At 36.1% G+C, this 25,295-nt stretch carries 26 protein-coding genes and 1 riboswitch; of the genes, 23 read left to right on the plus strand and 3 right to left on the minus strand.

All coding sequences use genetic code 11. The features are described 5' to 3' along the window. Positions 1 to 57 precede the first annotated feature (57 nt). On the minus strand, positions 58 to 306 hold the full coding sequence (locus ABU914_RS03570; protein ID WP_379668385.1) for a ferredoxin: 249 nt from the start codon (positions 304 to 306) through the stop codon (positions 58 to 60). Positions 307 to 506: 200 nt separating this feature from the next. Between ABU914_RS03570 and ABU914_RS03575 the strand changes: the two genes are divergently transcribed. After that, positions 507 to 680, plus strand: coding sequence for a hypothetical protein (locus tag ABU914_RS03575; protein WP_379668386.1), 174 nt, complete (start codon positions 507 to 509; stop codon positions 678 to 680). A 209-nt stretch (positions 681 to 889) separates the two neighbouring features. Here ABU914_RS03575 and ABU914_RS03580 read toward each other — a convergent pair whose 3' ends face one another. Then, a complete protein-coding gene (locus tag ABU914_RS03580) occupies positions 890 to 1,120 on the minus strand; it encodes a hypothetical protein (RefSeq protein ID WP_379668387.1) in 231 nt (76 codons plus the stop codon). A gap of 221 nt (positions 1,121 to 1,341) precedes the next feature. Between ABU914_RS03580 and ABU914_RS03585 the strand changes: the two genes are divergently transcribed. After that, the gene (locus tag ABU914_RS03585) at positions 1,342 to 1,929 is read left to right on the plus strand and encodes a genetic competence negative regulator (protein ID WP_379668388.1); all 588 of its coding nucleotides are present in this window, start codon (positions 1,342 to 1,344) and stop codon (positions 1,927 to 1,929) included. Between the two features lie 36 nt (positions 1,930 to 1,965). Here ABU914_RS03585 and ABU914_RS03590 read toward each other — a convergent pair whose 3' ends face one another. Beyond that, positions 1,966 to 2,934 carry an asparaginase gene (locus ABU914_RS03590; protein ID WP_379668389.1) on the minus strand — a complete coding sequence of 323 codons (969 nt, stop codon included), beginning with the start codon at positions 2,932 to 2,934 and terminating at the stop codon, positions 1,966 to 1,968. 87 nt (positions 2,935 to 3,021) lie between these two features. Beyond that, positions 3,022 to 3,128: riboswitch (SAM riboswitch) on the plus strand. 77 nt (positions 3,129 to 3,205) lie between these two features. Here ABU914_RS03590 and ABU914_RS03595 point away from each other — a divergent pair. The 21 genes from ABU914_RS03595 (at position 3,206) to mtrB (ending at position 25,193) form a co-directional block, all read left to right on the plus strand. Continuing rightward, a complete protein-coding gene (locus ABU914_RS03595) occupies positions 3,206 to 4,306 on the plus strand; it encodes a methionine biosynthesis PLP-dependent protein (protein WP_379668390.1) in 1,101 nt (366 codons plus the stop codon). Between the two features lie 15 nt (positions 4,307 to 4,321). Continuing rightward, positions 4,322 to 6,166 (plus strand): bifunctional homocysteine S-methyltransferase/methylenetetrahydrofolate reductase, encoded by a 1,845-nt coding sequence (locus tag ABU914_RS03600; protein WP_379668391.1) that lies wholly within the window; start codon positions 4,322 to 4,324, stop codon positions 6,164 to 6,166. Positions 6,167 to 6,184: 18 nt separating this feature from the next. Then, positions 6,185 to 9,607 carry a methionine synthase gene (gene metH, locus ABU914_RS03605; RefSeq protein ID WP_379668392.1) on the plus strand — a complete coding sequence of 1,141 codons (3,423 nt, stop codon included), beginning with the start codon at positions 6,185 to 6,187 and terminating at the stop codon, positions 9,605 to 9,607. A gap of 172 nt (positions 9,608 to 9,779) precedes the next feature. Then, complete coding sequence (gene sleB / locus ABU914_RS03610) at positions 9,780 to 10,691, plus strand: spore cortex-lytic enzyme (protein WP_379668393.1); 912 nt, start codon at positions 9,780 to 9,782, stop codon at positions 10,689 to 10,691. A gap of 16 nt (positions 10,692 to 10,707) precedes the next feature. After that, complete coding sequence (gene ypeB, locus ABU914_RS03615) at positions 10,708 to 12,048, plus strand: germination protein YpeB (RefSeq protein WP_379668394.1); 1,341 nt, start codon at positions 10,708 to 10,710, stop codon at positions 12,046 to 12,048. 90 nt (positions 12,049 to 12,138) lie between these two features. After that, the gene (locus ABU914_RS03620) at positions 12,139 to 12,792 is read left to right on the plus strand and encodes a flagellar brake protein (RefSeq protein ID WP_379668395.1); all 654 of its coding nucleotides are present in this window, start codon (positions 12,139 to 12,141) and stop codon (positions 12,790 to 12,792) included. Between the two features lie 206 nt (positions 12,793 to 12,998). Then, on the plus strand, positions 12,999 to 13,658 hold the full coding sequence (cmk, locus tag ABU914_RS03625; protein ID WP_379668396.1) for a (d)CMP kinase: 660 nt from the start codon (positions 12,999 to 13,001) through the stop codon (positions 13,656 to 13,658). A 2-nt stretch (positions 13,659 to 13,660) separates the two neighbouring features. Then, entirely contained in the window at positions 13,661 to 14,251 is a 591-nt protein-coding gene (locus ABU914_RS03630; RefSeq protein ID WP_379668397.1) for a lysophospholipid acyltransferase family protein, read from the plus strand. 71 nt (positions 14,252 to 14,322) lie between these two features. Beyond that, complete coding sequence (gene rpsA, locus ABU914_RS03635) at positions 14,323 to 15,474, plus strand: 30S ribosomal protein S1 (RefSeq protein WP_379668398.1); 1,152 nt, start codon at positions 14,323 to 14,325, stop codon at positions 15,472 to 15,474. Positions 15,475 to 15,486: 12 nt separating this feature from the next. After that, positions 15,487 to 16,533, plus strand: coding sequence for a type 2 isopentenyl-diphosphate Delta-isomerase (gene fni, locus ABU914_RS03640; RefSeq protein WP_379668399.1), 1,047 nt, complete (start codon positions 15,487 to 15,489; stop codon positions 16,531 to 16,533). 85 nt (positions 16,534 to 16,618) lie between these two features. After that, positions 16,619 to 17,224 carry a YphA family membrane protein gene (locus tag ABU914_RS03645; RefSeq protein WP_379668400.1) on the plus strand — a complete coding sequence of 202 codons (606 nt, stop codon included), beginning with the start codon at positions 16,619 to 16,621 and terminating at the stop codon, positions 17,222 to 17,224. A gap of 124 nt (positions 17,225 to 17,348) precedes the next feature. Further along, the gene (gene der, locus ABU914_RS03650; protein ID WP_379668401.1) at positions 17,349 to 18,662 is read left to right on the plus strand and encodes a ribosome biogenesis GTPase Der; all 1,314 of its coding nucleotides are present in this window, start codon (positions 17,349 to 17,351) and stop codon (positions 18,660 to 18,662) included. A gap of 11 nt (positions 18,663 to 18,673) precedes the next feature. Next, entirely contained in the window at positions 18,674 to 19,291 is a 618-nt protein-coding gene (gene plsY / locus ABU914_RS03655; RefSeq protein ID WP_379668402.1) for a glycerol-3-phosphate 1-O-acyltransferase PlsY, read from the plus strand. Further along, a complete protein-coding gene (locus ABU914_RS03660; protein ID WP_379668403.1) occupies positions 19,288 to 20,328 on the plus strand; it encodes an NAD(P)H-dependent glycerol-3-phosphate dehydrogenase in 1,041 nt (346 codons plus the stop codon). The genes plsY and ABU914_RS03660 overlap by 4 nt, the downstream gene beginning before the upstream one ends. Before the next feature lie 61 nt (positions 20,329 to 20,389). Next, positions 20,390 to 20,644, plus strand: coding sequence for a stage VI sporulation protein F (locus ABU914_RS03665; RefSeq protein WP_379668404.1), 255 nt, complete (start codon positions 20,390 to 20,392; stop codon positions 20,642 to 20,644). A 398-nt stretch (positions 20,645 to 21,042) separates the two neighbouring features. Then, positions 21,043 to 21,243, plus strand: coding sequence for a DUF2768 domain-containing protein (locus ABU914_RS03670; RefSeq protein ID WP_379668405.1), 201 nt, complete (start codon positions 21,043 to 21,045; stop codon positions 21,241 to 21,243). Between the two features lie 25 nt (positions 21,244 to 21,268). Further along, complete coding sequence (locus tag ABU914_RS03675; protein ID WP_379668406.1) at positions 21,269 to 21,991, plus strand: hypothetical protein; 723 nt, start codon at positions 21,269 to 21,271, stop codon at positions 21,989 to 21,991. A gap of 216 nt (positions 21,992 to 22,207) precedes the next feature. Then, entirely contained in the window at positions 22,208 to 23,686 is a 1,479-nt protein-coding gene (spoIVA, locus tag ABU914_RS03680; RefSeq protein WP_379668407.1) for a stage IV sporulation protein A, read from the plus strand. A gap of 298 nt (positions 23,687 to 23,984) precedes the next feature. Continuing rightward, on the plus strand, positions 23,985 to 24,257 hold the full coding sequence (locus ABU914_RS03685) for an HU family DNA-binding protein (protein ID WP_379668408.1): 273 nt from the start codon (positions 23,985 to 23,987) through the stop codon (positions 24,255 to 24,257). A 136-nt stretch (positions 24,258 to 24,393) separates the two neighbouring features. Beyond that, positions 24,394 to 24,963: a GTP cyclohydrolase I FolE gene (folE, locus tag ABU914_RS03690; RefSeq protein WP_379668409.1), complete on the plus strand. Its 570-nt coding sequence runs from the start codon at positions 24,394 to 24,396 to the stop codon at positions 24,961 to 24,963. Positions 24,964 to 24,971: 8 nt separating this feature from the next. Further along, a complete protein-coding gene (gene mtrB / locus ABU914_RS03695) occupies positions 24,972 to 25,193 on the plus strand; it encodes a trp RNA-binding attenuation protein MtrB (protein ID WP_379668410.1) in 222 nt (73 codons plus the stop codon). Positions 25,194 to 25,295: the final 102 nt, after the last annotated feature.

Consider the following 25,295-nt stretch of genomic DNA (forward strand, 5'->3'; position numbering starts at 1 on the left):
ATGACGCATAAAGTGGTTATAAGTAAAAAAGAAATCCCTTAAGGAATTTCTAACAATTTATTCATATTTAAATGGATTGCCATCAAAAGCATGTTCAGCCATTTTAATTGAATCTGTCGGGCATCCTTCTAACGCATCATCAAGATCATCATATAATTCTTTAGGTATTGCAACGATTCCTTCGTTATTATCTACTATAACATAGGCAATGCCATCGTCATCATAGTCAAATATATCTGGAGCTGCAGCGCCACAAGCGCCGCACGCAATACATGTATCTTGATCAACAATTGTAAATTTTGCCAATCACCAAACCTCCTCGCAGTTTGCTGATAGGTTAAGAATATCATAAATAAGAATAAGAGTAATCATTTTAATTTACTTTCATAACTTTAATCTAAAAAACAAATGTAACAATCTTACTAGTAATAAGAGAAAAAAAGAGTGAATCAAGGTATATGGGATTATAAAGATTGAAAAGTATAACATTGGGGGAGGGACGTGCTTTGGAAGACCAAACGGACAAACTATCTATTGGACAAGGGTTACCTCCAAGAAGTGAATTTCACCAAAATAGGAAAAAGGAACGTAAAAATACGCATCTCTATTTAACGAAATTAATGTTTTATTTATTTTTATTCTTTATCGGTTTTGTATTCATATATTATCTGTCTTTTTAAGAGACTGTTCAACCAACCCGAGATGGCAAAGCTATAGTCTCTTCATCAACTTACTCTTCCCACCTTAAATATACTGATAAGGGGCGACCTTTTAACATTACTTAAAAATAGCCCTCTACCATTTTGCGTCGTGGTATCACAGTCGCAGTGTGTTATGTACGAACAGGTCATTAAAAAGCTCCAGCAAAAATAATACCGGAGCTTTGAACTTAAGTATAAAATAGAATTTTATTTTTAGTTAGTCCGAAGAAAACGTACTCATAGTTGGAGTAAATTGACTGGTTAATCATAACACCGTGATTTGTTAATGCCTCGATACGGCCAAAAGCGATCGTTTTTTGCTGTTTAGGGCAATAAATTTCAATTGGCAAACCAAGTTTGCGGTTATATTCTAAATCATCATAAGTTAGGGAAGTTTTATTTGTTCTTTTTGTATACACTATTTTCAGCTCCAATCTTTATGTTAAATGAGCGCACAATGCATTCTTATCGTTTATTGTAACAACCATTTACAGAATATTCAAGCAATAAATTAATGTATGAGGCTTGTCTCATCATATATTCTCGGTTAGAATATGGCTAACACTAAGATTAAGCACCATTTTGAAATCACAACATATGGTGAAATTAAGAGTGTGAGTTGGGAGGTAAGGGGAATAACATGAGACTGGAACGTTTAACTTATAATAAGATTAAGATTTTTCTAACATACGATGATTTAAAAGAAAGAGGAATTACGAAAGAGGAATTGTGGCAAGATGGACCAAAAGTTCATCAGTTATTTAAAGAAATGATGCTCGAAGCAGATGATGAACTGGGCTTCAAAGCTGATGGCCCGATTGCAGTCGAAGTTTTTTCACTCCCTGCTCAAGGCATGGTCGTAATTGTAACAAAAGAATCAGACGGTTATTTAGATGACGACCAATATGACGATGACTATATCGAAATGCAAGTTACATTAGGTGAAAGCGATGAAATTTTTTATGAATTCGCTACATTTGAGGATGTGATCTCACTTGCAAAAAGAATGCATCCATTGGGAATAACTGATGGTTCTTTATATAGCTTTAATGATCGTTTTTATATGAAGTTTGACGATGACGATATCCATCTTGATTTTGATCTGTTCATCGCACTATTAGCGGAATTTGGGAATTCATCTACAATAACGAGTCACCGCGTAATCGAATATGGAAAAATTTTAATGAAAGAGGAAACGATAAAACGATTGTATACAACGTTTAAATAAAATTCTCACAAGCCCTGTGTTTAAAACGGGGCTTTTCTAGTCAAAAATGAATTGTAATTCATTCATATTGTTTGTTTTATGTAGTGCAAACAAAAGTTTTAATCGTGCTTTTTGTCCCGTTAATCCTTTTGAAAAAATTACACCTAAATCTTGAAGATGTTTTCCTCCACCGTCATAACTATATGATGGTTGAACAACACCGTCTAAACTTCTTGACACGATAACGACGGGGATGTTGTTTGCAATTAGTCGCTTAATCGTTGGAACAACAACTAGAGGGACATTTCCTTGTCCGAACGCTTCAATAACTAGTCCGTCTAGTTTCATCGCTTCAATCGCTTCCATTACAACATTGTCAATGCCACTATATAATTTTAATAAATATACTCTTTTATCAATTTGCTGAACAGGAAGATGTGCTTCTGATTTTTGATTATGAAAAAGAATAACTTTTTGCTTTGTAACAATACCAATCGGTCCAACTAAAGGACTTGCGAACGAAGCTACACTACTTGTATGTACTTTCGTTACGTATTTAGCAGCATGAATCTCATCATTTATAACGACAACAACTCCTAAATGTTTAGCTTTATTGCTAGTTGCAACACGTACGGCACTCAATACATTGTTCGGTCCATCAGCACCAAGTTCATCACTTGATTTCATCGCGCCCGTTAATACAATGGGCTGTTTACACGGGGATAACAATTCGAGCATGTAAGCTGTTTCTTCTAATGTATCTGTTCCATGTGTAATGACGATCCCATCAAACTTTTCTTGTGACATACGTTTCTGAATGTGGTTTGATAACTTTAAAACTGTTTCTGGTCCAATATGAGGAGATGGTAAATTTGAAAACTGATCAGTTGTAATTAAAGCTAGTGATTTTAAATTTGCTTGAAACGAAACTAAAGGATGTTTCTCACTTAGCTGAATTCCACCTTCTTGTTCATTTTCCGCCATTGCGATCGTTCCGCCAGTATGAATGAGTAAAATTTTTTTCATCTCGAGCATCTCCTTAAACACGTAAAAATTTAATCCCTTGCATTTCACTCTACTTTGTTATATATTAAAGTTAACTTAATAAACGTATTCTTATCAAGAGAGGTGGAGGGACTGGCCCTACGAAACCTCAGCAACCGCCAACTTTGGCAAGGTGCTAATTCCAGCAAGCTTCTTAGTGACTTGGAAGATAAGAAGGAGAAACCAAATATCGTACATGAATCTTCTTCTTAATTTGAAGAAGATTTTTTTATTTTATTAGGAGGTTATCCCAATGTCAAAAAATATAAATACACAACTCGCTCAATTAGGCAATCGGAGTGAAAATTTAACCGGAACAGTAAGCACCCCTATTTATTTATCGACAGCTTTCAGGCATGGTGGGCTAGGTCAATCGACGGGCTTTGATTATACGCGAACTGGTAATCCGACGCGCCTAATTCTTGAAGAAGGAATCGCCCAATTAGAAGAAGGTGATCGAGGGTTTGCATGTAGTTCTGGTATGGCGGCTATTCAAATCGTACTATCCTTATTTAAGCAAGGTGATCACATTCTCGTTTCTGATGATTTATACGGCGGAACGTTCCGGCTTTTTGAACAAGGATGGAAGAAGTGGGGGATAGATTTTACATATATCCATGGCGGCGTCGACGAATTTGCAAAAGAAATTCGAGCAAATACGGTAGCAGTATTTATTGAAACACCGACAAATCCACTTATGTTTGAATATAACATTTCGGAAATTGCTCAATTGACGGAGGATAAAGACTTACTCTTTATTGTTGATAATACATTTTATACACCTATTATTCAAAAGCCACTACGAAAAGGTGCTGATGTCGTCATTCATAGTGCAACGAAATATTTAGGCGGGCACAACGATGTGCTAGCTGGATTAATTGTAGCAAAAGGAGAGCAGCTTTGCTCTGACATTGCAAAATTTCATAACGCGATCGGTGCTACATTAAGCGCGTTTGATTCATGGTTACTTATCCGTGGGATGAAAACGTTAGGACTAAGAATGGAAAAGCATGAAGAGAACGCAAAAAAAATTGTTGCATTTTTAAGCGAACACCCTTTTGTCACCGACGTTATCTATCCTGGGCGAGGTGGAATGCTTTCTTTCCGTCTCAAAGATGAAACCATGGTGAATCCATTTCTTGCATCTTTATCACTTATTTCTTTTGCTGAAAGTCTTGGAGGTGTAGAAAGCTTTATAACGTATCCAGCTACACAAACACATAGTGAAATTCCTGAAGACATAAGAATTAAAATCGGTGTATGTAATCGTTTATTACGTTTTTCGGTTGGAATTGAGGATTTTAAAGATTTAAAGAGCGATATTCAGCAAGCTTTACATCAAGCGAGTAAATAAAAAGGAGAAAAAATCATGTCACTTTTAAAACATTTAGAAACAAAAATCTTAATTGGTGATGGCGCGATGGGAACATTGTTATATTCATATGGAGTTGACCACTGCTTTGAACATTTAAACATAACGAATGAACAAGACATTTACAACATCCATAAAGCATATGTCAATGCAGGAGCGAACGTCATTCAAACAAACACGTACGCAGCAAATCGCATTAAACTTTCGCGTTATGGCTATGAAAACCTCGTTAAAGAAATTAATGAAAAGGCAGTACACATTGCACGAAAAGCAGCAAATGAAGATACATTTATTGTCGGAACCGTTGGAGGTATAACAGGGATAAAAAAAGATGTTTTTTCATCTGAAGACATTCCTTTCGCTTTCGAGGAACAACTCAATGCTCTTTTAACCCAAAATCTCGATGGAATACTATTTGAAACATTTTATGATCTGGATGAGCTAATTTTTGTCATAAAGTTAGCAAAAGAAAAAGCGCCTAATTTACCGATTATTGCACAATTAACATTACAAGATGTCGGTATTCTTCAATACGGAACAGATTTAAATCAAGCATTTAAAAAGCTTGGAGAAGCTGGAGCAAATGTCGTTGGACTGAATTGTCGCTTTGGCCCTCACCATATTACAAAGTCATTAGAATTAGTCGAGCTTCCAGAACACATGTATTTATCTGCCTATCCGAATGCAAGCCTGCCAGATCTTGTTGACGAACGATTTGTTTATAAATCGAATCCAAGTTATTTTGAAGAAGCAGCTCGTCAATTACGAAATCAAGGAGTCCGTTTAATTGGTGGTTGTTGCGGAACAACTCCAGAACATATCGGAGCTATTAAAAATGGATTAAGCGGGCTACAGCCAGTGAATGAAAAAAAAGTTAAACAAATGATAGAAGTCATTCCTAACGAAAAAGAAATATTGGAACCTACTCTACATGAAATTGTGAGAAAACGTAGTTCCGTCATCGTCGAGCTTGATCCGCCGAGACAGCTTACGACTGATAAATTTATGGCTGGCGCTCAACAATTGCATCATGAAGGCGTTGATGCGATTACGATGGCTGATAATTCACTTGCTCAACCAAGAATAAGCAACGTTGCGATGGGTGTGAAAATTAAACAAGAAATAGGTGCTAGGCCTCTAGTTCATATTACTTGTCGCGACCGTAATCTTATTGGATTGCAATCTCATTTACTCGGGTTATCGACCCTTGGAATTGATCAGTTGCTTGCCGTAACAGGGGATCCTACGAAACTTGGTGGATTTCCTGGCGCAACATCCGTTTACGATTTATCATCGTATAATTTAATTGAATTAATTAATCAAATGAATGAAGGTATCTCATTCTCTGGACAATCATTAGGACAAAAAACGAATTTCTCTATTGCAGCAGCGTTTAACCCAAATGTTCGCCACGTTGATAAATCTGTCAAAAGAATGGAGAAAAAAATTGCCTGTGGAGCAGATTATTTTATGACTCAGCCGCTCTTTAGTGAGGAAAAAGTTGTCGAAGTTTATGAAGCAACAAAGCATCTCGACGTGCCTATTTATATTGGTATTATGCCGTTGACAAGCTCTAAAAATGCCGAGTTTTTACACCATGAAGTACCAGGAATACAACTTTCTGATTATGCAAGAACAGTAATGTCTCGCTGTGGTGAAGATAAACAAAAGGCAACGCAAGCTTCACTAGACTTGTCGAAGTCTTTAATTGATACTGCGCTTGAATATTTTAATGGTATTTATTTAATCACTCCATTTTTACGTTACGATTTAACAGTAACTTTAACAAAATATATAAATAAAAAATCGAAAAACAAACAACGACAGCCAATCGTTGATTGAAAAAGAAGGAGAGTCTCCATGACATTTTCACTAATAGAAAAACAATTACAAAATAAAATTCTAATTTTAGACGGGGCAATGGGTACGATGCTTCAAAACGCTAATTTAACCGCCGATGACTTTGGAGGTGAAGAATTAGAGGGATGTAATGAAAATCTAGTTCTCACCTCTCCGAACGTTATTAAAAAAATACACGATGACTACTTACGTGCAGGAGCAGATATAATATCAACAAATACATTCGGAGCGACAAGCATCGTATTAGATGACTATAATATTGGTCATCAAGCGTTTTTAATCAATGAAGTCGCTGCAAAATTAGCTAAAGAAGTAGCAACGAAATGGAGTATCGAGGAGTGGCCACGTTTCGTTGCGGGAGCGATGGGACCAACAACAAAAGCACTTTCTGTTACAGGTGGTACGACATTCGAAGCATTAACGAATGCATATGAGGAACAAGCAATGGGCTTAATTCAAGGTGGTGTAGATTTACTTTTACTTGAGACAAGCCAAGATGTGAGAAATGTGAAAGCTGCGTATTTAGGGATTGAAAACGCATTTAGGAAAACAAGGAAAAAACTACCGTTAATCATTTCGGGAACGATTGAACCGATGGGGACGACATTGGCCGGTCAAAGCATTGAATCTTTTTATATTTCAATCGAGCATATGAAACCGTTAGCTGTTGGACTTAACTGTGCAACAGGTCCAGAATTTATGCGTGACCACCTTCGGTCTCTAAGTGATTTAAGCGAAACAAATGTAAGCTGCTACCCGAATGCAGGTCTTCCTGACGAGGAAGGGCGTTACCATGAATCACCAACTTCACTCGCATTGAAATTAGAAGGATTCGCCCAAGAAGGTTGGTTAAACCTTGTTGGCGGATGCTGTGGTACGACTCCTGCTCACATTCAAGTTCTATCAGAAAAATTAGCTAAATATAAACCAAGAAAACTTGAAAAAAAACCGAGTCATCGTGTCTCAGGCATTGAGCCAATCGTATATGATGACACCATGCGTCCTTTATTTGTCGGGGAGAGAACAAACGTCATCGGCTCACGTAAATTTAAACGTTTAATTACAGAAAGTAAGTATGAAGAAGCGTCCGAAATTGCAAGAGCACAAGTAAAAAAAGGAGCTCATGTCATAGACATTTGTTTAGCTAATCCTGACCGAGATGAACTTGAAGACATGGAAGCTTTTTTAAATGAAGTTATAAATAAAGTAAAAGTCCCGCTTATGATTGATTCAACAGATGAACGTGTTATCGAAAAAGCGTTAACGTATTCACAAGGTAAAGCAATTATTAACTCGATTAACTTAGAAGATGGGGAAGAACGGTTCGAAAAGATTATACCATTAGTTAAGAAATTTGGTGCATCAGTCGTCGTCGGAACCATTGATGAAACTGGAATGGCAGTGACTGCAAAACGTAAACTAGAAATTGCAAAACGTTCTTACGATTTACTCGTTAATAAATACGGTTTAAATCCCTATGACATTATTTTTGATCCGTTAGTATTTCCAGTCGGTACAGGTGATAAACAATATATTGGTGCAGCGAAAGAAACTGTTGAAGGAATTCGGTTAATTAAGGAAACACTACCACAATGTTTAACGATACTAGGTGTCAGTAATGTTTCCTTTGGCATACCGCCTGCCGGACGCGAAGTACTTAATGCAGTTTATTTGTATCATTGTACGAAGGCGGGTCTAGACTATGCAATCGTAAATACGGAAAAACTTGAACGGTACGCTTCAATACCTGAAAATGAAAAACAAATGGCAAACGAGCTTTTATTTAATACTTCGACTGAAACGCTTGATACGTTCGTTGCCTTTTACCGGGAAAAAAAGGTTGAGAAAAAAGTTCAATCAACAAATCTGCCGTTAGAAGAGCGAATTGCGAACTATGTGATCGAGGGTTCTAAGGATGGATTAATCGAAGACTTAGAAAAAGCGTTACGGAAATACGAGAAGCCGTTAGACATAATTAATGGGCCACTTATGGCTGGAATGGAAGAAGTCGGAAGATTGTTTAACTTAAATGAACTCATCGTCGCTGAAGTACTGCAAAGTGCTGAAGTAATGAAAGCATCCGTTGCATATTTAGAACAATTTATGGAAGCAACCGATGATCGTGGAAAAGGAAAAATTTTATTAGCAACAGTAAAAGGTGACGTCCATGACATCGGTAAAAATCTCGTTGATATTATATTAAGTAACAACGGATTTGATATCGTTAATCTCGGAATTAAAGTGTCACCACCTGAACTCATCGAAGCATACAAACTTGAAAATCCAGATGCAATCGGTTTATCTGGCTTACTTGTTAAATCAGCACAACAAATGGTTTTAACGGTAAAGGATTTAAAAGAAGCTAATATTTCTATACCCGTTCTTGTCGGAGGTGCAGCGTTAAGTCGTAGATTTACAAAAACAAAAATTGCTCCCGAATATGATGGTTTAGTCCTGTTTGCTAAAGATGCGATGGACGGTTTAGATTTAGCAAATAAATTAGTTGAACCCGAGGAGCACAAAAAATTACTTGAAGAGATGAGAAAAGAAAAGGAAAGTCAAGAACCATTTGATGTTAAAGAACAAAAAGTTGAAGTGATTAATCATCGTTCTAGTGTAAAAAAAGTTAGTGTTTATGTCCCGGAAGATACTGAGAAACATATTATTCGCAACTTTCCACTTCAGCAATTAAAACCATATGTCAATATGCAAATGCTTCTCGGTAGACATCTTGGTGTGAAAGGTAAAGTAAGTCGACTTATAGAAGAAAAAGACGAAAAGACATTGCAACTTATGAAGCTTGTCGATGAGCTATTCATTGAAGGAGAGAAAAAGCAACTTATTACTGCAAATGCAATGTACCAGTTTTTTCCGGCTAAATCAGAAAAAAATAATATTTATATTTATGATCCAACTGATCACTCTCGTTTAATTGAAACCTTTACATTTCCACGTCAAAACAAACCCCCTTATCTTTGTTTAGCAGACTTTTTGCGAGATGATGTAATGGACTATGTAGGTTTTTTAGCTGTGACTGCTGGCAACGGGATAAGACAGTATAGCGAAGAATTAAAAAGAGATGGTCAATTTTTAAAAAGTCATGCCATTCAATCACTCGCATTAGAATTAGCGGAAGGACTGGCGGAACGAACACATGAATTAATGAGAGATCAATGGGGAATCCCTGATCCGACGTCAATGACAATGCAAGAGCGTTTTTCAGCTAAATATCAAGGGGTTCGAGTATCATACGGTTATCCAGCCTGTCCCAATCTTGAAGACCAAGCAAAACTATTTAATCTCATACACCCAGAAGAAATTGGCATTGAGTTAACTGAAGGTTATATGATGGAACCCGAAGCATCTGTGACTGCGATGGTCTTTGCTCATCCAGAAGGACGTTACTTTAATGTACAAATATAAAGAGCTACAAATTTGAATTTGTAGCTCTTTTTTATGTAAATATGGACATAATAAATGTTGTGTTTTTTTACAAAGATTTGATGCAAGTTAAGAGACGACATGACTTTTGAATAATTTTTGATCCTAGACGAAAAATACAAATAGTCTTTCACAACAAGGAGGAATTTTTTATATGAATAAGTTTCAAGGTATTGTCAAGATTCTCCTCGCTTGTTTTTTAGTAACAGCATCTTTTTGTATTGAAGCAAATCGCTCACAGGCGTTTACGAATCAAGTTATTCAAAAAGGTGCTGTCGGGGACGATGTTATCGAATTACAAGCGAGATTACAGTACATTGGTTTTTACAACGGAGACATTGATGGTGTTTTCGGATGGAGAACGTATTGGGCAGTTCGAAATTATCAATATGAGTTCGGGCTAGATGTTGATGGACTTGTCGGCCCAAAAATGAAAAGCATGCTAGAAAAATCAACCGAATATGATGAGCAATACGTGAAAAATCATTTGAATAAAGGAAATAAGCCAAAACATTATGGCGGTCAACCAAGAGATGAAACTCAAGTAAAGAAAAAACAGCATCAACAAGCAAAACAACAAGGTCAGCAAGGCACACAAAGTCAACAAAAACAGCAAAGTCAACAAAATCAACAAAATCAACAAAGACAGCAAAAACAACAAGGACAACAAGAACCGAATGTACAACAAGCTGTCAATACTCCAAAAGGGTTTTCTGAGAATGACATTAAATTAATGGCAAACGCTGTTCATGGAGAAGCAAGAGGGGAACCGTATGTGGGACAAGTAGCAGTAGCTGCAGTCATTTTAAACAGATTGAACAGCGCATCTTTTCCGAATGACATTGCAGGTGTAATTTTTGAACCGCGTGCATTTACGGCTGTTGCAGACGGACAAATTTGGCTAGAACCTAATGAAACTTCTAGAAAAGCTGTGCTTGATGCAATTAATGGATGGGATCCAACCGGTGGAGCAACATACTACTTTAATCCTGATACAGCAACATCTGGTTGGATTTGGACAAGACCTCAAGTCATACAAATTGGGAAACATATATTCGCACACTAAATTGGGAGGTGTTATTTTGATACGTTCATTTTTAATTGGATTATTGACCGTTGCAGTCGTAGCGACTGGTTATTGGGGCTATACCGAACATCAAGAAAAAAATTCAATTTTAATTAAAGCTGAAAACAACTATCAGCGCGCCTTTCATCAATTAACATATCGAATTGATCAACTCAGTGATGAAATTGGTTCTGCACTTGCAATGAACTCTCGAAAAAGCTTATCTCCTTCATTAGCTGAAGTTTGGAGAATCACATCAGATGCTCGCGGTGATGTTGGACAGCTGCCATTATCATTATTGCCATTTAACAAAACAGAAGAATTCTTATCTAACATTGGTGATTTTTCATATCGGGTTGCTGTAAGAGATCTAGACAAGGAACCATTAACGGAAAAAGAAATAGATACGTTGCGAAATTTGCATAAAAAATCAGGTGAGATTAAACAAGAATTAAGAAAGGTTCAATCTCTCGCTTTAGACAATAATTTACGTTGGATGGATGTCGAACTTGCTTTAGCATCAGAGAAAGAACCAATGGATAACACGATTGTTGATGGTTTTAAGACTGTTGAAAAAAATATTGAAGATGCTTCTGAAGTTGATTGGGGTACGACAGGAGAACTTCAACTTCAAGACAAAACAAATTTAAATAAAGAGTTATCAGGGAAAAAGATCTCACCGAACGAAGCAAAAAACATCGCTTTGAATTTTATTGGTGAAAAGTCTCCTTCAAATGTAAAGGTTGATGAAACATATGAAGATTCAAAGTATGCTGCTTATAACGTAATCATTGAACATTCAAATGATGAAACGACTCATATTGATATATCGAAAAAAGGCGGACACCCAATTTGGATGCTAAGTAATCGTGATGTTAAAAACAACAAAATTAGTCTAAACGATGCTTCCATTCGGGCTGAAAAGTTTTTAACAAAACAAGGCTTTAAAAACATGACACTTGCGGATAGTAATCAGTTCGACAATATTGGTATTCTCACATTTGTCCATTATGAAGATGACATTATTGTCTACCCCGATTCTGTTACAGTGAAAGTTGCTCTTGATGATGGTTCAATCATTGGATATGAAGGAATTAATTATTTAACATCTCATAAAGAAAGGACCTTTCCGAATAAGAAAATTACGATGAAAGAAGCGAAAAAACAAGTGAATCCGAATGTTGATATCCATGAAGAACAAGTAGCAATTATTAAAAATGAATTCGGAAAAGAAGTCCTCTGTTATGAATTCATCGGCACGATTGACAACGATACGTACCGTATGTACATCAACGCTACGAACGGAGAAGAAGAAAAGGTTGAAAAATTAAAAGATCCTGAACCCTTATACTCTTAATCCACCCCCTTAAGGTCCTAGTACCTTAAGGGTATTTTTATGTTTTCATTTTTGCAAATATAAGTTACTATTGACATAGGGGTGATACTAATGCTTTCAATCGGTGATACTTTGCTATTAGAAACGGTTTCAGACGATGGAAAAAAGCAAGTGTTCCGTTCTAAAGTTCTGGATATTAAAGACAAATCTTTTTTAATCGGACCACCTATCAAAGAAGCCTCAAATCGGACCGAACCAATAATCCTTGAACATACTCTTTTTAGCGCTCAATTCGTTGCAAAAAATCAAAAAGTATTTCAATTTAATACGAAAGTACTAAAAAAGAACTTAGAGAAAATTACAACATTTGAAATGGAACTTCCTAAGGAAGAGGGTTTTGTTCCAATCCAAAGACGTTCCTTCATAAGAATTAATACACAATTAAAAGTTAAAGTGTTTTCTTTAAACAATGAATTTTCTCCTTTTGATACATATACGACAAATATTTCAGCCGGCGGGCTTAAGCTTGTTTTACCTGACGAAATTCTACTTGAAAAAGCTCAAACGCTCATTTGTTCATTCGTATTACCATTACAAGACGACAGTGTCTATGTGCGACAACTGTGCAAAGTCGTACGAATTACAGATCATATTTCTAAACGATATGCATCTTTGAAGTTTGAACAAATAAATGAAACTGACCGACAATCTATAATTCGCTATTGTTTTGAGCGCCAACTCGCTTTAAGAAAAAAAGGGTTCTAATTCAAGATAAAAATGTGTTATGATCGATTCAAAAGGTTTTCCTTTGAAGTAATCTGCTTTTAATAAGCAAAATAGTATGATCTTTTAAGGCAGGTAGTCCCTGCCTTTTTCAATGTCCGAGACTTATTAGGTTGTTAACCGTGTTAAGCTAAAAGCATACAGGTGTGTCACAAATGCTGAAATGATTTTAGGAGGTTTCACGGAACATGCAAATTGCAATTGATGGACCTGCAGGGGCAGGAAAAAGCACCGTTGCCAAAAAGGTCGCAAAAGCACTTCACTATTTATATATTGATACTGGCGCTATGTTTCGTTCCCTTACTTACGAAGCGATTCGTTCAAATATTGACTTATCAAATGGCACAAAACTACGCAAACTATTAGAGAGTATCAACATAAAGTTCCTGCAAAGCGATCTAGGTCAGCAAGTATACATTAACGATGAAGACGTTACAGAACAAATTCGTTCACAAGCTGTCACGAACCATGTTTCGATCGTGGCAACACATAAAGAAGTCCGTGATGAAATGTTAATCCGTCAACAACATTTAGCAAAAAATGGCAGTGTTGTTATGGATGGACGTGATATTGGAACTTGTGTCTTAAAGGATGCTGAATTAAAAATATTTTTAACTGCATCAGTTGAAGAAAGAGCACAACGACGATACGATGAACTAAAACAAAAAGGGATTCAAACTAATTTAGAGCAATTAAAAAAAGAAATCGAAGAAAGGGATAAACGAGATTCAGAAAGAGAAATTGCACCTTTAAAAAAAGCTCAAGATGCAGTTGAAATTGATACCACTAATTTAACAATAGATGAAGTCGTTCAAAAAATATTAACTCTCGTGGAAGAGAGGATTTAATTATGTATTTATATCATCTCGGAAAAGTAATTTTATTCGTCGTTTTTAAAATCGTATTTCGATTAGAAGTAATCGGTAAAGAAAACATCCCGAAACAGCAAGGTGTTTTACTTTGCAGTAATCATATTAGTAATTTCGATCCGCCTATTCTTGGTGTTGCATCGCCTCGCATCGTTCGATTTATGGCAAAACAAGAATTATTTCATAATCCTTTCCTAAATTGGTTATTGATAAGAATTGGGGGGTTCCCTGTTAAAAGAGGATTAGGAGACAAGCAAGCATTACGAACAGGACTCGAACTTCTTAATAATGGCGAGGTTATGGGAATATTTCCCGAAGGAACGAGAAGCAAAACAGGAAAATTAGGAAAAGGCTTAGCAGGAGCAGGATTTTTCGCATTACGCTCAAACGCTGTCGTCATCCCATGTGCGATCGTTGGTACGTATAAACCTTTTAAAAAAATAAAGGTCATTTTTGGTAAACAAATTAACTTTAACCAATTAAAAAATGAAAAACGATCAGCTAAAGAAGGGACAGAAGTAATTATGCATGAAATTCGTAAATTGTTAGAAAAAGAAAGGAGAAATATTTGACATTTGCTACATTTTATATAAACCTTAAGTTAAATGGGATTCTTTTGCTGTAATTTAAGGAGGGTATGTCAATGGGTGACATGAATAAAGAAATAACAAACTTTACTCCACTTGAAGTAGGAGACGTTGTAACTGGAACCGTATCAAAAATTGAAGAAAAACACGCACTTATCGATGTGAATTACAAACTAGAAGGGGTACTCCCAATAAGTGAATTATCAAATTTACATATTGAAAAAATAAGTAACGTTCTATCTGAAGGTGACACATTGGATGTCAAAGTTATCAAATCATCTGAAGATGAACTTGTTCTTTCAAAAAGAGCGGTTGATGCCGAAAAAGCATGGGAAAAGTTAAAACCAAAGTTTGAAAATAACGAAACATTCGAGGTTGAAATCAATGATGTTGTGAAAGGTGGATTAGTAGCTGATTTAGGTGTTCGTGGCTTTATCCCTGCATCATTGGTTGAAAATTATTACGTCGAAGATTTTTCCGATTACAAAGGTAAACCCTTATCGGTAAAAATTATTGAATTTGAACCTGAGCATAACAAACTAATTTTGTCACACCGAGCTGTGTTAGAAGAAGAACGTGAACAACAAAAACAAAAAGAATTAAAAAATTTGCAACCAGGAGAGATTAAAACAGGAACTGTACAGCGAATTACACACTTCGGAGCATTCGTCAACATCGGTGCAGTTGATGGACTCGTTCACATATCTCAACTTGCCCATCATCACGTAGAGACACCTGATGAGGTTGTTAAAGAAGGCGAAGAAGTTACAGTTAAAGTCCTTTCAGTTGATGTAGAAAATGAACGAATTTCATTATCAATCAAAGAAACTCTACCTGGTCCTTGGGAACAAGTGAGCGAAAAGTTTAACAGTGGAGATGTAGTAAAAGGTACGATAAAAAGACTTGTTTCTTTCGGTGCATTCGTAGAAATCTTACCTGGAGTCGAAGGTCTCGTCCATATATCAGAAATTGCGAACCAGCATATTGAAACACCTGGTGAAGTGCTTAAAGAGAATGAGGAAATCGAAGTGAAAATTCTCGATATTAATCCTGAAGCAAAAAGAGTGTCTTTAAGTATTAAAGCACTTCAAGAAGATGATACTCAAGAAACTGTAACAAATGAAATCAAATATGACGAAACTGAATCATCATCAACTAGTTTTTCGGTTGGAGATATGATTGGAGAGCAGCTAAAAAAATATAAGTAACTGGAGAAACGTATGAGAGAAAAACGAAAACATGAACACATTGACAATGCATTAACAACGGGCCAGTTACGTTTACACGGATTTGACGATATTCAATTTGTTCATCAAAGCTTGCCTGAGACAAGGTTAGACGAAATTGAAATATCGACTGCAATTGGCGAACTGGAGCTAAGTTCACCAATCTTTATTAATGCAATGACAGGTGGCGGTGGAAAGCGGACAAAAGATATTAATGCTGCGCTTGCAGAAGTTGCAAATGAATGTAAACTTGCGATCGGTGTTGGTTCACAAATGGCCGCCATTAAAGACCGTTCACAAGAAGAAACATATAGAATCATTCGCAAAAAAAATCCGAACGGAATTGTTTTTGCGAATCTCGGCAGTGAAGCAACTTCTGACGATGCCCAACGTGCAATCGAAATGATTGAAGCAGATGCCCTTCAAATTCATTTAAATGTCGTTCAAGAACTTATCATGCCAGAAGGAGACCGTGATTTTCACTTATCGTTATCTAATATCGAGAAAATTGCCTCCCACATTAACGTACCACTTATCGTGAAAGAAGTCGGTTTTGGCATAAGCAAAGAAACTGCAAAAAAATTATCTGACGTAGGTGCTACAATTATCGATGTTAGTGGCTTTGGCGGAACGAATTTTTCAGCAATCGAAAACATGCGAAGAAAACGAACATTATCTTTTTTAAATCATTGGGGAATTCCAACGGCATGTTCATTAGCAGAAGTTAAGAAATCTTTGCCAACGATTGAAGTGATTGCATCCGGTGGAATTCAAACAAGCTTAGACGTTGCAAAAGCTATTAGCCTTGGCGCCTCAGCTTGCGGTTTAGCTGGATATATTTTAAACATTTTAGTCAATGATGGGGAAGAAAAACTAATCGAAGAAATTCAAAACATTCACCATGAAATTAAAATGATTATGACCGCCCTCGGAACACCAAACATACATCGATTACAAAAGGCTCCGATTGTTATTAGTGGACCTACACACCATTGGTTAAAAGAAAGAGGAATTAAAACAGAAACATTTAGTCAACGATAAAACTGTCTACAATTAGACAGTTTTACTTATGTTTTTTTAGTTTTATGGCTAAAATTATAAAAACTAATGGGTGCAGGTATGAACAATGGAAAAATTTTTATTTTATTGGGTTGCTTGGTTAAGTTGGGTGTGGGCAACATGGATCATGGACAAAGGAAAACGTCGAACACAAATCGCTGTCATCTCTTTATTAGGAATTGTAAGTGCTAGCCATTCCATCTCAATGTTCGGATATACGATCAATTTAGCCATTTTATTTTTTTTATGTTTATCTATTTACTTTCTATTTGAAAAAAACATATTAACACAATTATATTTATATGTTTCAAGTATGATTGTTGCACTCGGATATGTCGCTATTTACTTATTTTCTATTTATGATCCGATCTCGCTACTGATCCCTTTTAAGTTCGTCGCACCGATCTATTTAATTTTCATTGTAACTTTTTTTGCAAAACAAATCCTCTATAAACTCGTTTTAGTATTCCTATCTGTATCATTAGGGGAAATCGTTATTGGAATCATATTAAATCAACTAGGGCTTTATAATGGAATTGGGATGATTGATTATTTAACAAATTTAACGTTATCTTTTATAAGTATTTTAATTTTAACGTTAAGTAAAGCATTGATTCAATCTTTCGAACGTTTTGTTACGAGACTTAAAGAAGAAAAAAGAAATGTAGTTTAATACTTTTTTTTGACATTGATGGAATTGAGCTTCTCTGCTACTATAAATGAGTTGACTGGTTACTACACGAATCCCTTCTTCAAAAGAAGGGGTTATTTATATCACTTGTGAGAGGAAGAGCGATATGACAAAGCCAGTAGTGGCTATAGTTGGACGACCTAATGTTGGGAAGTCCACGATTTTTAACCGGATCGTTGGCGACCGTGTTGCTATCGTAGAAGATATGCCAGGCGTGACGAGAGACCGTATTTATTCAGCGGCAGATTGGACAGGTTACGAATTTCATATCATTGATACAGGCGGAATTGAGATTGGCGATGAACCACTATTAATACAAATGCGTGAACAAGCTGAAATTGCCATTGATGAGGCAGATGTCATTCTTTTTATAGTAGATGGGAAAGAGGGGTTAACTGCTGCTGACGAAGACGTCGCTCAACTTCTTTTTCGCTCAAAAAAACCGACAGTGTTAGCGGTTAATAAAATCGATTATTTTGAACAGCGTGATTTGATTTATGAGTTCTATTCGTTAGGCTTTGGCGATCCTGTGCCAATATCTGGATCACATGGTATAGGGATAGGGAATCTACTCGATAAAATTGTTAGTCATTTTTCAAAAATTGAAAACGATGATTATGATGCAAATGTAATTCGGTTTAGCTTAATTGGAAGACCTAACGTTGGTAAATCTTCATTAGTAAATAGTATATTGGGAAGAGAAAGGGTGATCGTAAGCGATATTGCTGGGACTACAAGGGATGCGATTGACACTTCATTTGAAAGAGATGGACAAGAATATGTCATTATTGATACAGCAGGAATGCGTAAAAAAGGCAAAGTTTATGAAGCGACAGAAAAGTATAGTGTATTACGAGCATTACGAGCTATCGAACGATCTGATGTCGTATTAATCGTGTTAAATGCTGAAGAAGGCATTATTGAACAAGATAAAAAAATTGCCGGATATGCTCATGATGCTGGAAGAGCGCTAATCATTGTCGTAAACAAGTGGGATATTATAAAAAAAGATAATCAAACATTGAAAAAGTTTGAAGAGAAAATTCGTGATGAATTCCAATTTATTAGTTATGCACCCGTTTTATTCGTTTCCGCCATAACAAAACAACGTTTACAATCAATCTTACCAACAGTACAAACGGTTGCCGAAAATCATGCGCTTCGTATAAAAACAAATGTTCTAAATGATGTTATCATGGATGCAATTGCAATGAATCCGACACCAACTGATAAAGGGAAACGATTAAAAATTAATTATATCACACAAGTTTCAGTTAAACCGCCTACATTCGTGCTTTTCGTTAACGATCCAGACTTGTTACATTTTTCATATCGACGCTTTTTAGAAAATCAAATTCGTGATACATTTGGTTTTAAAGGAACTCCTATTAAAATCATAGCTCGTAAGAAAAATGACTAAGGGGGGAAAAGATGAACATTGTTTTTTCGATTATCATCGGGTATTTACTCGGATCGATAAGTTTTAGCTATTTATTGGGGAAGTACATAAAAAAAGTAGATATACGAAAATATGGAAGCGGAAATGCTGGTGCTACAAATACACTTCGCGTTCTAGGTAAAGGTCCGGCTATTGCCGTACTACTATTAGACATCGCTAAAGGGATCGTTGCTGTAATGATTAGTTCATTACTCGGAGGAGAAGAGTGGGTCCCTTTTTTAGCCGGCCTATTTGCAATCATCGGTCATAATTGGCCAATCTTTTTTGGCTTTCGTGGCGGAAAAGGAATTGCAACTACAATTGGCGTATTGCTAGTGTTAGTTCCTTATCCAGCGCTCTTAGCTGGCGTCGGGGCAATTATTCTGATCTTTTTAACTAGATATGTATCTTTAGGTTCACTCGTTTTTACTTTATTAACTCCAATTTTTATATTATTTTTTGACCAATACCCAATCTCATTTTTTTACAGTGCTCTTATCTTTACGTTGTTATCAATATGGCAACACCGTGTCAACATTAAAAAATTAATTCAAGGAAATGAAAATAAAATAGGCGAAAAGAGTAAAATTGAGGAAGTGAATAATTCATGAGCCATATCGCCCTTCTTGGTGCGGGGAGCTGGGGAACGGCGTTAGCACTCGTATTAGCAGATAACGGTTTTCAAGTTAAAATTTGGACGAGACGTTCAGAACATGCACACGAAATTAATTATAACCGCACGAACGAAAAATATTTGCCTAACATCGTCCTTCCAAGTAACATACTAGCAAATTCAACAATGGCTGATGTCGTAGACGGTTCAAATATAATTGTACTCGTTACACCGACAAAATCGATGCGGGAAGTTTTGAAAACATTAAATAAACAGTTGACTCAACCTGTCTCCATCATCCATGCTAGTAAAGGAATCGAACCAGATAGTTTAAAGCGAATTTCTGAAATCATAGAAGAAGAAATTGATAAACAATGGTTAAAGTCAATTGCTGTTTTGTCTGGTCCAAGTCATGCTGAAGAAGTAAGCTTAAGACAACCGACTACAGTAACTGTATCATCGATCGACAAACAAGCTTGTGAAGCTGCTCAAGATTTATTTATTAATGATTACTTTCGTGTCTATACAAATAAAGATATTATTGGCGTTGAACTTGGAGGAGCATTAAAAAATATTATTGCTCTTGGCGTCGGTATATGTAATGGTCTCGGGTATGGTGATAATACACGAGCTGCATTAATTACGCGAGGGCTTGCCGAGATTACTCGACTAGGAAAAGCGATGGGTGCGAATCCTTTAACTTTTTCTGGCTTAACAGGGGTTGGCGACCTCATCGTTACATGCACAAGTAAACATAGTAGAAACTGGCGAGCCGGTTATGCTTTAGGCCAAGGCAAGACTCTGCAAGACGTATTAGACAATATGGGAATGGCTGTAGAAGGCGTTAGGACGACAATGGCTGCATACCAATTATCGCAAAAGTATGCTGTTGATATGCCGATAACAGTAGAATTATACAGCGTTTTATTTAAAAATAAAAATGCGAAACAAGCTGTTGATGATTTGATGCAAAGAAAACGTACACATGAAGTTGAAGACTTAACCGCCATGTTAATACCTAAAGAAAAAAAGTAAATCACAAACTTTGTCCTCCCGCATAAACTAGTTGTAACTGCAACTGGGAGGAGGATGCTCATTGAGTCAAAATTTGTTTGATAACATTGAAAAAAGAACAAATGTAAAAAAAGAAGATATTTTAAAATTAGCCAATTCAGTTAGCAAGGCAGATTTAAAAGATGAACGTACTTTGCGAAACTTGATCGCCGATGTGTCTAGACTCGCTAACGTTCCTGTTTCTAAGGAAAAAGAAAATAAAATTGTGCAAGCGATTTTAAACAATAATATGCCTGCTGATTTATCTCAATTGACAAATATGATTAAAAAAAAATAAATTTCATCTATTATAGGCGAATCAACGATTCAGATCTTTCGCGAATAACATAGACTATTACCGTAAGACAGATAAAAGCTGTTTTCGTTTGAAACGATTTGGTCATCTAGCTGAAGAAAAAAGCCCCTTTACTTCAGCCTTAACACACCTAATACAAATCGATGTGAGCTATTCTTCAAATTGAAGAATAGCTCTTATTTCTTCTTTATTCACCAAAAGTTTTTATCACGTGGCAACCGGCCGTAAGAGCGCGCTTAATAGTCAAATCACAAACTGGAGGCTAACGAGTCGCTCATTACGTAATAAACCTTTCTAACCATCAGTCGGTTATGAATTTCCACTGATCGAAGTTTTGCTTTATGCTATAATGTGAAAGGATAATAAAAGGAGGCATTAAGATGTCACCAGGCTTAATGAAAATGTGGGTCTCTTTTGTTGCAATCGCATTGATGTTTGTTGCAGTCATTACAATATTGCTAAGTCGTGATAAATTAAAAGGTGTTTTAAAAATTATCGTGTCCACATTCGCATATTTATGTATGATAGTTGCTGGTTTTATTATGTTTATCGTTGTTTTTAGTGGCCCAGTGCCAGAATAGTCGAATGAATAGAGGCTTCAAAATCATGAAAAATAAATTTTATTTATGTGTTAGCTTCTTTTTAATCATTTTTTTAACAGGTTGTCTCTATCCCGAAGATAGGAAAGCGCAAAATCAAATTCCATACGAAGATCAGTTACAATCCGTTCAAAATGCCGTCGATCAATATTTGAACGATCATCAAGTTTTGCCAATTATGAATCGTGATCAAGATACACCAATATATCAAAAGTATCCGATTGATTTTAACAAACTTCTTCCTCGTTACATACAAGAACCTCCAGGAAATGCTTATGAAAATGGTGGAGTGTTTCAATATGTACTTGTTAACGTAGAAGAAAATCCAACAGTAAAATTAATCGACTTACGCATCGTCGAAGCGATTCGTGATTATCAATTTCAAATTAATCAATACAAACGTGAAAACAAATACATTCCATTCGGCAAAGTGATTGACAAACATTTATTTCAACTAAATCATGAAGCACTGGGGATAGAAACAACTCCACAAGTTAAAAGCCCAATCACTGGAAACCATTTGCCGTTTATCGTGAATGGGCAAGGTGAAATATTTGTTGACTATTCTCAAGATCTATATCAACTTTTACAAGGGTATGGGGATATATATGATTTTGAAGAAGGACAAGAAGATATTCGTGATCTTATCGTATATCATTCACATTTTGTTCCTGTCTTTTCTGTTCCTTATACTGTTGTAGACGGAATGCCGACTTTTCTGTCAGATTAAAGACATTTTTTGGTATGAAACTTCCCTTTTTATAATAAAAGTATAAAAAGGGAAGTTTTTTGATCAAATTAACAAAATAAATCTGCCGCTTCATTTTTATCGTGTCATAACTTTTGGACAACATCATAGATTGATAATGTACGTAGCAGGTCTGATCAAAAATTAACGTGAATTTTTAGATTCTGTCCCAACTATATTGTATTCGGAGGGGATGAAATGGAAAAAGTGGATATCTTTAAAGATATTGCAGAACGAACAGGAGGTGATATTTATTTAGGCATCGTCGGTCCTGTACGAACAGGCAAGTCAACATTTATAAAAAAATTTATGGAGTTGGTTGTCTTACCAAATATTGAAAACGAAGCTGACAAAATTAGGGCTCAAGACGAACTACCACAAAGTGCTGCTGGTCGGACAATTATGACAACAGAGCCGAAATTTGTTCCAAACAATGCTGTTTCAATTACAGTTGATGAAGGGCTAGAGGTAAATGTTCGATTAGTCGATTGTGTAGGTTACGCTGTCCCGAGTGCAAAAGGATATGAAGATGAGTCAGGTCCAAGAATGATTAATACTCCTTGGTATGATGAGCCAATTCCCTTCCAAGAGGCATCTGAGATCGGTACGAGAAAAGTTATACAAGAGCATTCAACATTAGGTGTTGTCGTTACAACAGATGGTTCGATTGGTGAATTGCCTAGAGAAGAATACATTGAATCTGAAGAAAGGGTCATAACGGAACTAAAGGAAGTTGGGAAACCGTTTATCGTCATTATTAATTCAGCACATCCTCATCATCCTGAAACGACAGCATTAAAAAAAGAAATGATGGAAAAATATGACATTCCTATTCTTGCCATGAGTGTAGAAAACATGACCGAACAAGATATCAATCTCGTATTAAAAGAAGTCCTTTTTGAATTCCCAGTCTTAGAAGTAAACGTTAATTTGCCAAGTTGGGTTATGGTCCTTAAAGAAGGACATTGGTTGCGAGGAAGCTACGAAGAAGTCGTACGTGAAACTGTTAAAGATATTAAAAGATTACGAGATGTTGATCGTGTCGTCAACCAATTCACGGAGTTTGAATTTATTGATGACGCAAAACTAGCTGGAATTGAAATGGGTCAAGGAATTGCTGAAATTGACTTATATGCACCAGATGATTTGTATGATGACATTTTAAAAGAAGTCGTCGGTGTTGAAATTCGCGGAAAAGATCACCTATTGCAGCTCATGCAAGAGTTTGCCCACGCTAAATCCGAATATGATCAAGTTGCAGATGCACTAAAAATGGTAAAGCAAACAGGTTATGGAATTGCAGCACCAACGCTGAATGATATGAGTTTAGACGAGCCAGAAATTATACGGCAAGGCTCTCGATTTGGTGTAAGACTGAAAGCTGTCGCACCTTCCATTCATATGATTAAAGTAGACGTACAATCTGAATTTGCTCCGATTATCGGGACAGAAAAGCAAAGTGAAGAACTTGTACGCTATTTAATGCAAGACTTTGAGGAGGACCCGCTTTCAATTTGGAACTCTGATATTTTTGGCCGCTCACTTAACTCAATCGTTAGAGAAGGAATTCAAGCAAAATTATCTTTAATGCCTGAAAATGCTCGCTACAAATTAAAAGAAACACTTGAACGAATTATAAATGAGGGCTCTGGTGGATTAATTGCAATCATTTTATAACGTTCTAAGAGGTGATATAGTACAATATATATCACCTTTTTTATTTTTTTAAGAAAGGATAGATTTTCACTTCTTTTAAAGTCTGTCCTTATAATTTTTAACACTTTTTGTCGAAAAATGACTAAAAAAGAGGGCTTTTCTAGAAAATTTATAATATTTCCTAGAAAAATATTGAATTTATTGCTGTATTCATTTAATATAAGCGGTGTCAACCGTTGATACTGCTTAGCAAAGTATAAAAGTCTAGATTTCTGTTAAAGAAAGTAGTATCACAAATTTTGAGAGGAGGTGAATAGGAATGAACAAAACAGACTTAATTAATTCTGTTGCGGAAGCTACAGAATTATCTAAAAAAGATGCAACAAAAGCAGTCGAAGCTGTTTTTGATTCGATCACGGACTCATTACGTCAAGGTCAAAAAGTTCAACTCATTGGTTTTGGAAACTTCGAAGTGCGTGAACGCGCTGCTCGAAAAGGTAGAAATCCTCAAACTGGTGAAGAAATCGATATTGCTGCAAGTAAGGTGCCAGCATTTAGACCAGGTAAAGCCCTAAAGGAAGCTGTAAAATAAACGACATACATAGGGCAAAAAAGAGTCGATAGTCGACTCTTTTTTTATTTTTTGCATTTATTTTCGTGAATTGGTAAGTTTTCTTTACGTTTAGGGTATAGCTATGCTAAAATTCCTTTGAATGGAGGAATGAAGATTGACGCAATTTGATAGCGAAAAAATAGAACGTGCAGTAGAAATGTTACTAGAAGCAATCGGAGAAGATCCTTTACGAGAAGGACTAGCAGATACTCCTAAACGTGTTGCAAGGATGTATGAAGAAATTTTTCAAGGGATAAACCAAGACCCTAAAGAATATTTCCAAACGATTTTTGGAGAAGATCATGAAGAATTGGTTTTAGTAAAAAATATTCCGTTTTATTCGATGTGTGAACACCATCTCGTACCATTTTTCGGAGAAGCTCATGTTGCGTACATTCCGAAAGGTGGAAAAGTTACCGGGCTAAGCAAGCTTGCTCGTGCTGTAGAAAGTGTTGCTAGAAGACCGCAATTACAAGAAAGAATTACATCTACAATCGCAAATTCCATCGTTGAAACACTTACACCACACGGCGTAATGGTTGTCGTTGAAGCAGAACATATGTGTATGACGATGCGGGGAATTAAAAAACCGGGCTCGATAACGGTTACTTCAGCTGTTAGAGGAGTTTTTGAAGAAGATGCTGCTGCAAGAACAGAAGTGTTAAATTTAATTAACAATAGATAATGAGGTGTATGGCGGTGAGTAGCCAAGACTTTTTTGTGATTAAAGCAAAAGAAAATGGTGTGAATGTCATTGGGCTAACGAGAGGTACAGACACACGCTTTCATCATTCTGAAAAACTAGATAAAGGTGAAGTGATGATCGCTCAATTTACTGAGCATACATCAGCAGTCAAGGTTCGAGGAAAAGCAGTCATTCAAACGAGCCATGGCATCATTGATACAGAAGATTAAACCAAGGTGTCAAAACGAAAGCAGTTAATTAGAGGCATGACACCTGCTTTTCTTTTTTTATGTGCTATAATACATTCATATATTCAGTTATTTTTCACTTTT

It is taken from the genome of Pueribacillus sp. YX66, assembly GCF_041725775.1.
Classification (GTDB): domain Bacteria; phylum Bacillota; class Bacilli; order Bacillales; family UBA6769; genus Pueribacillus.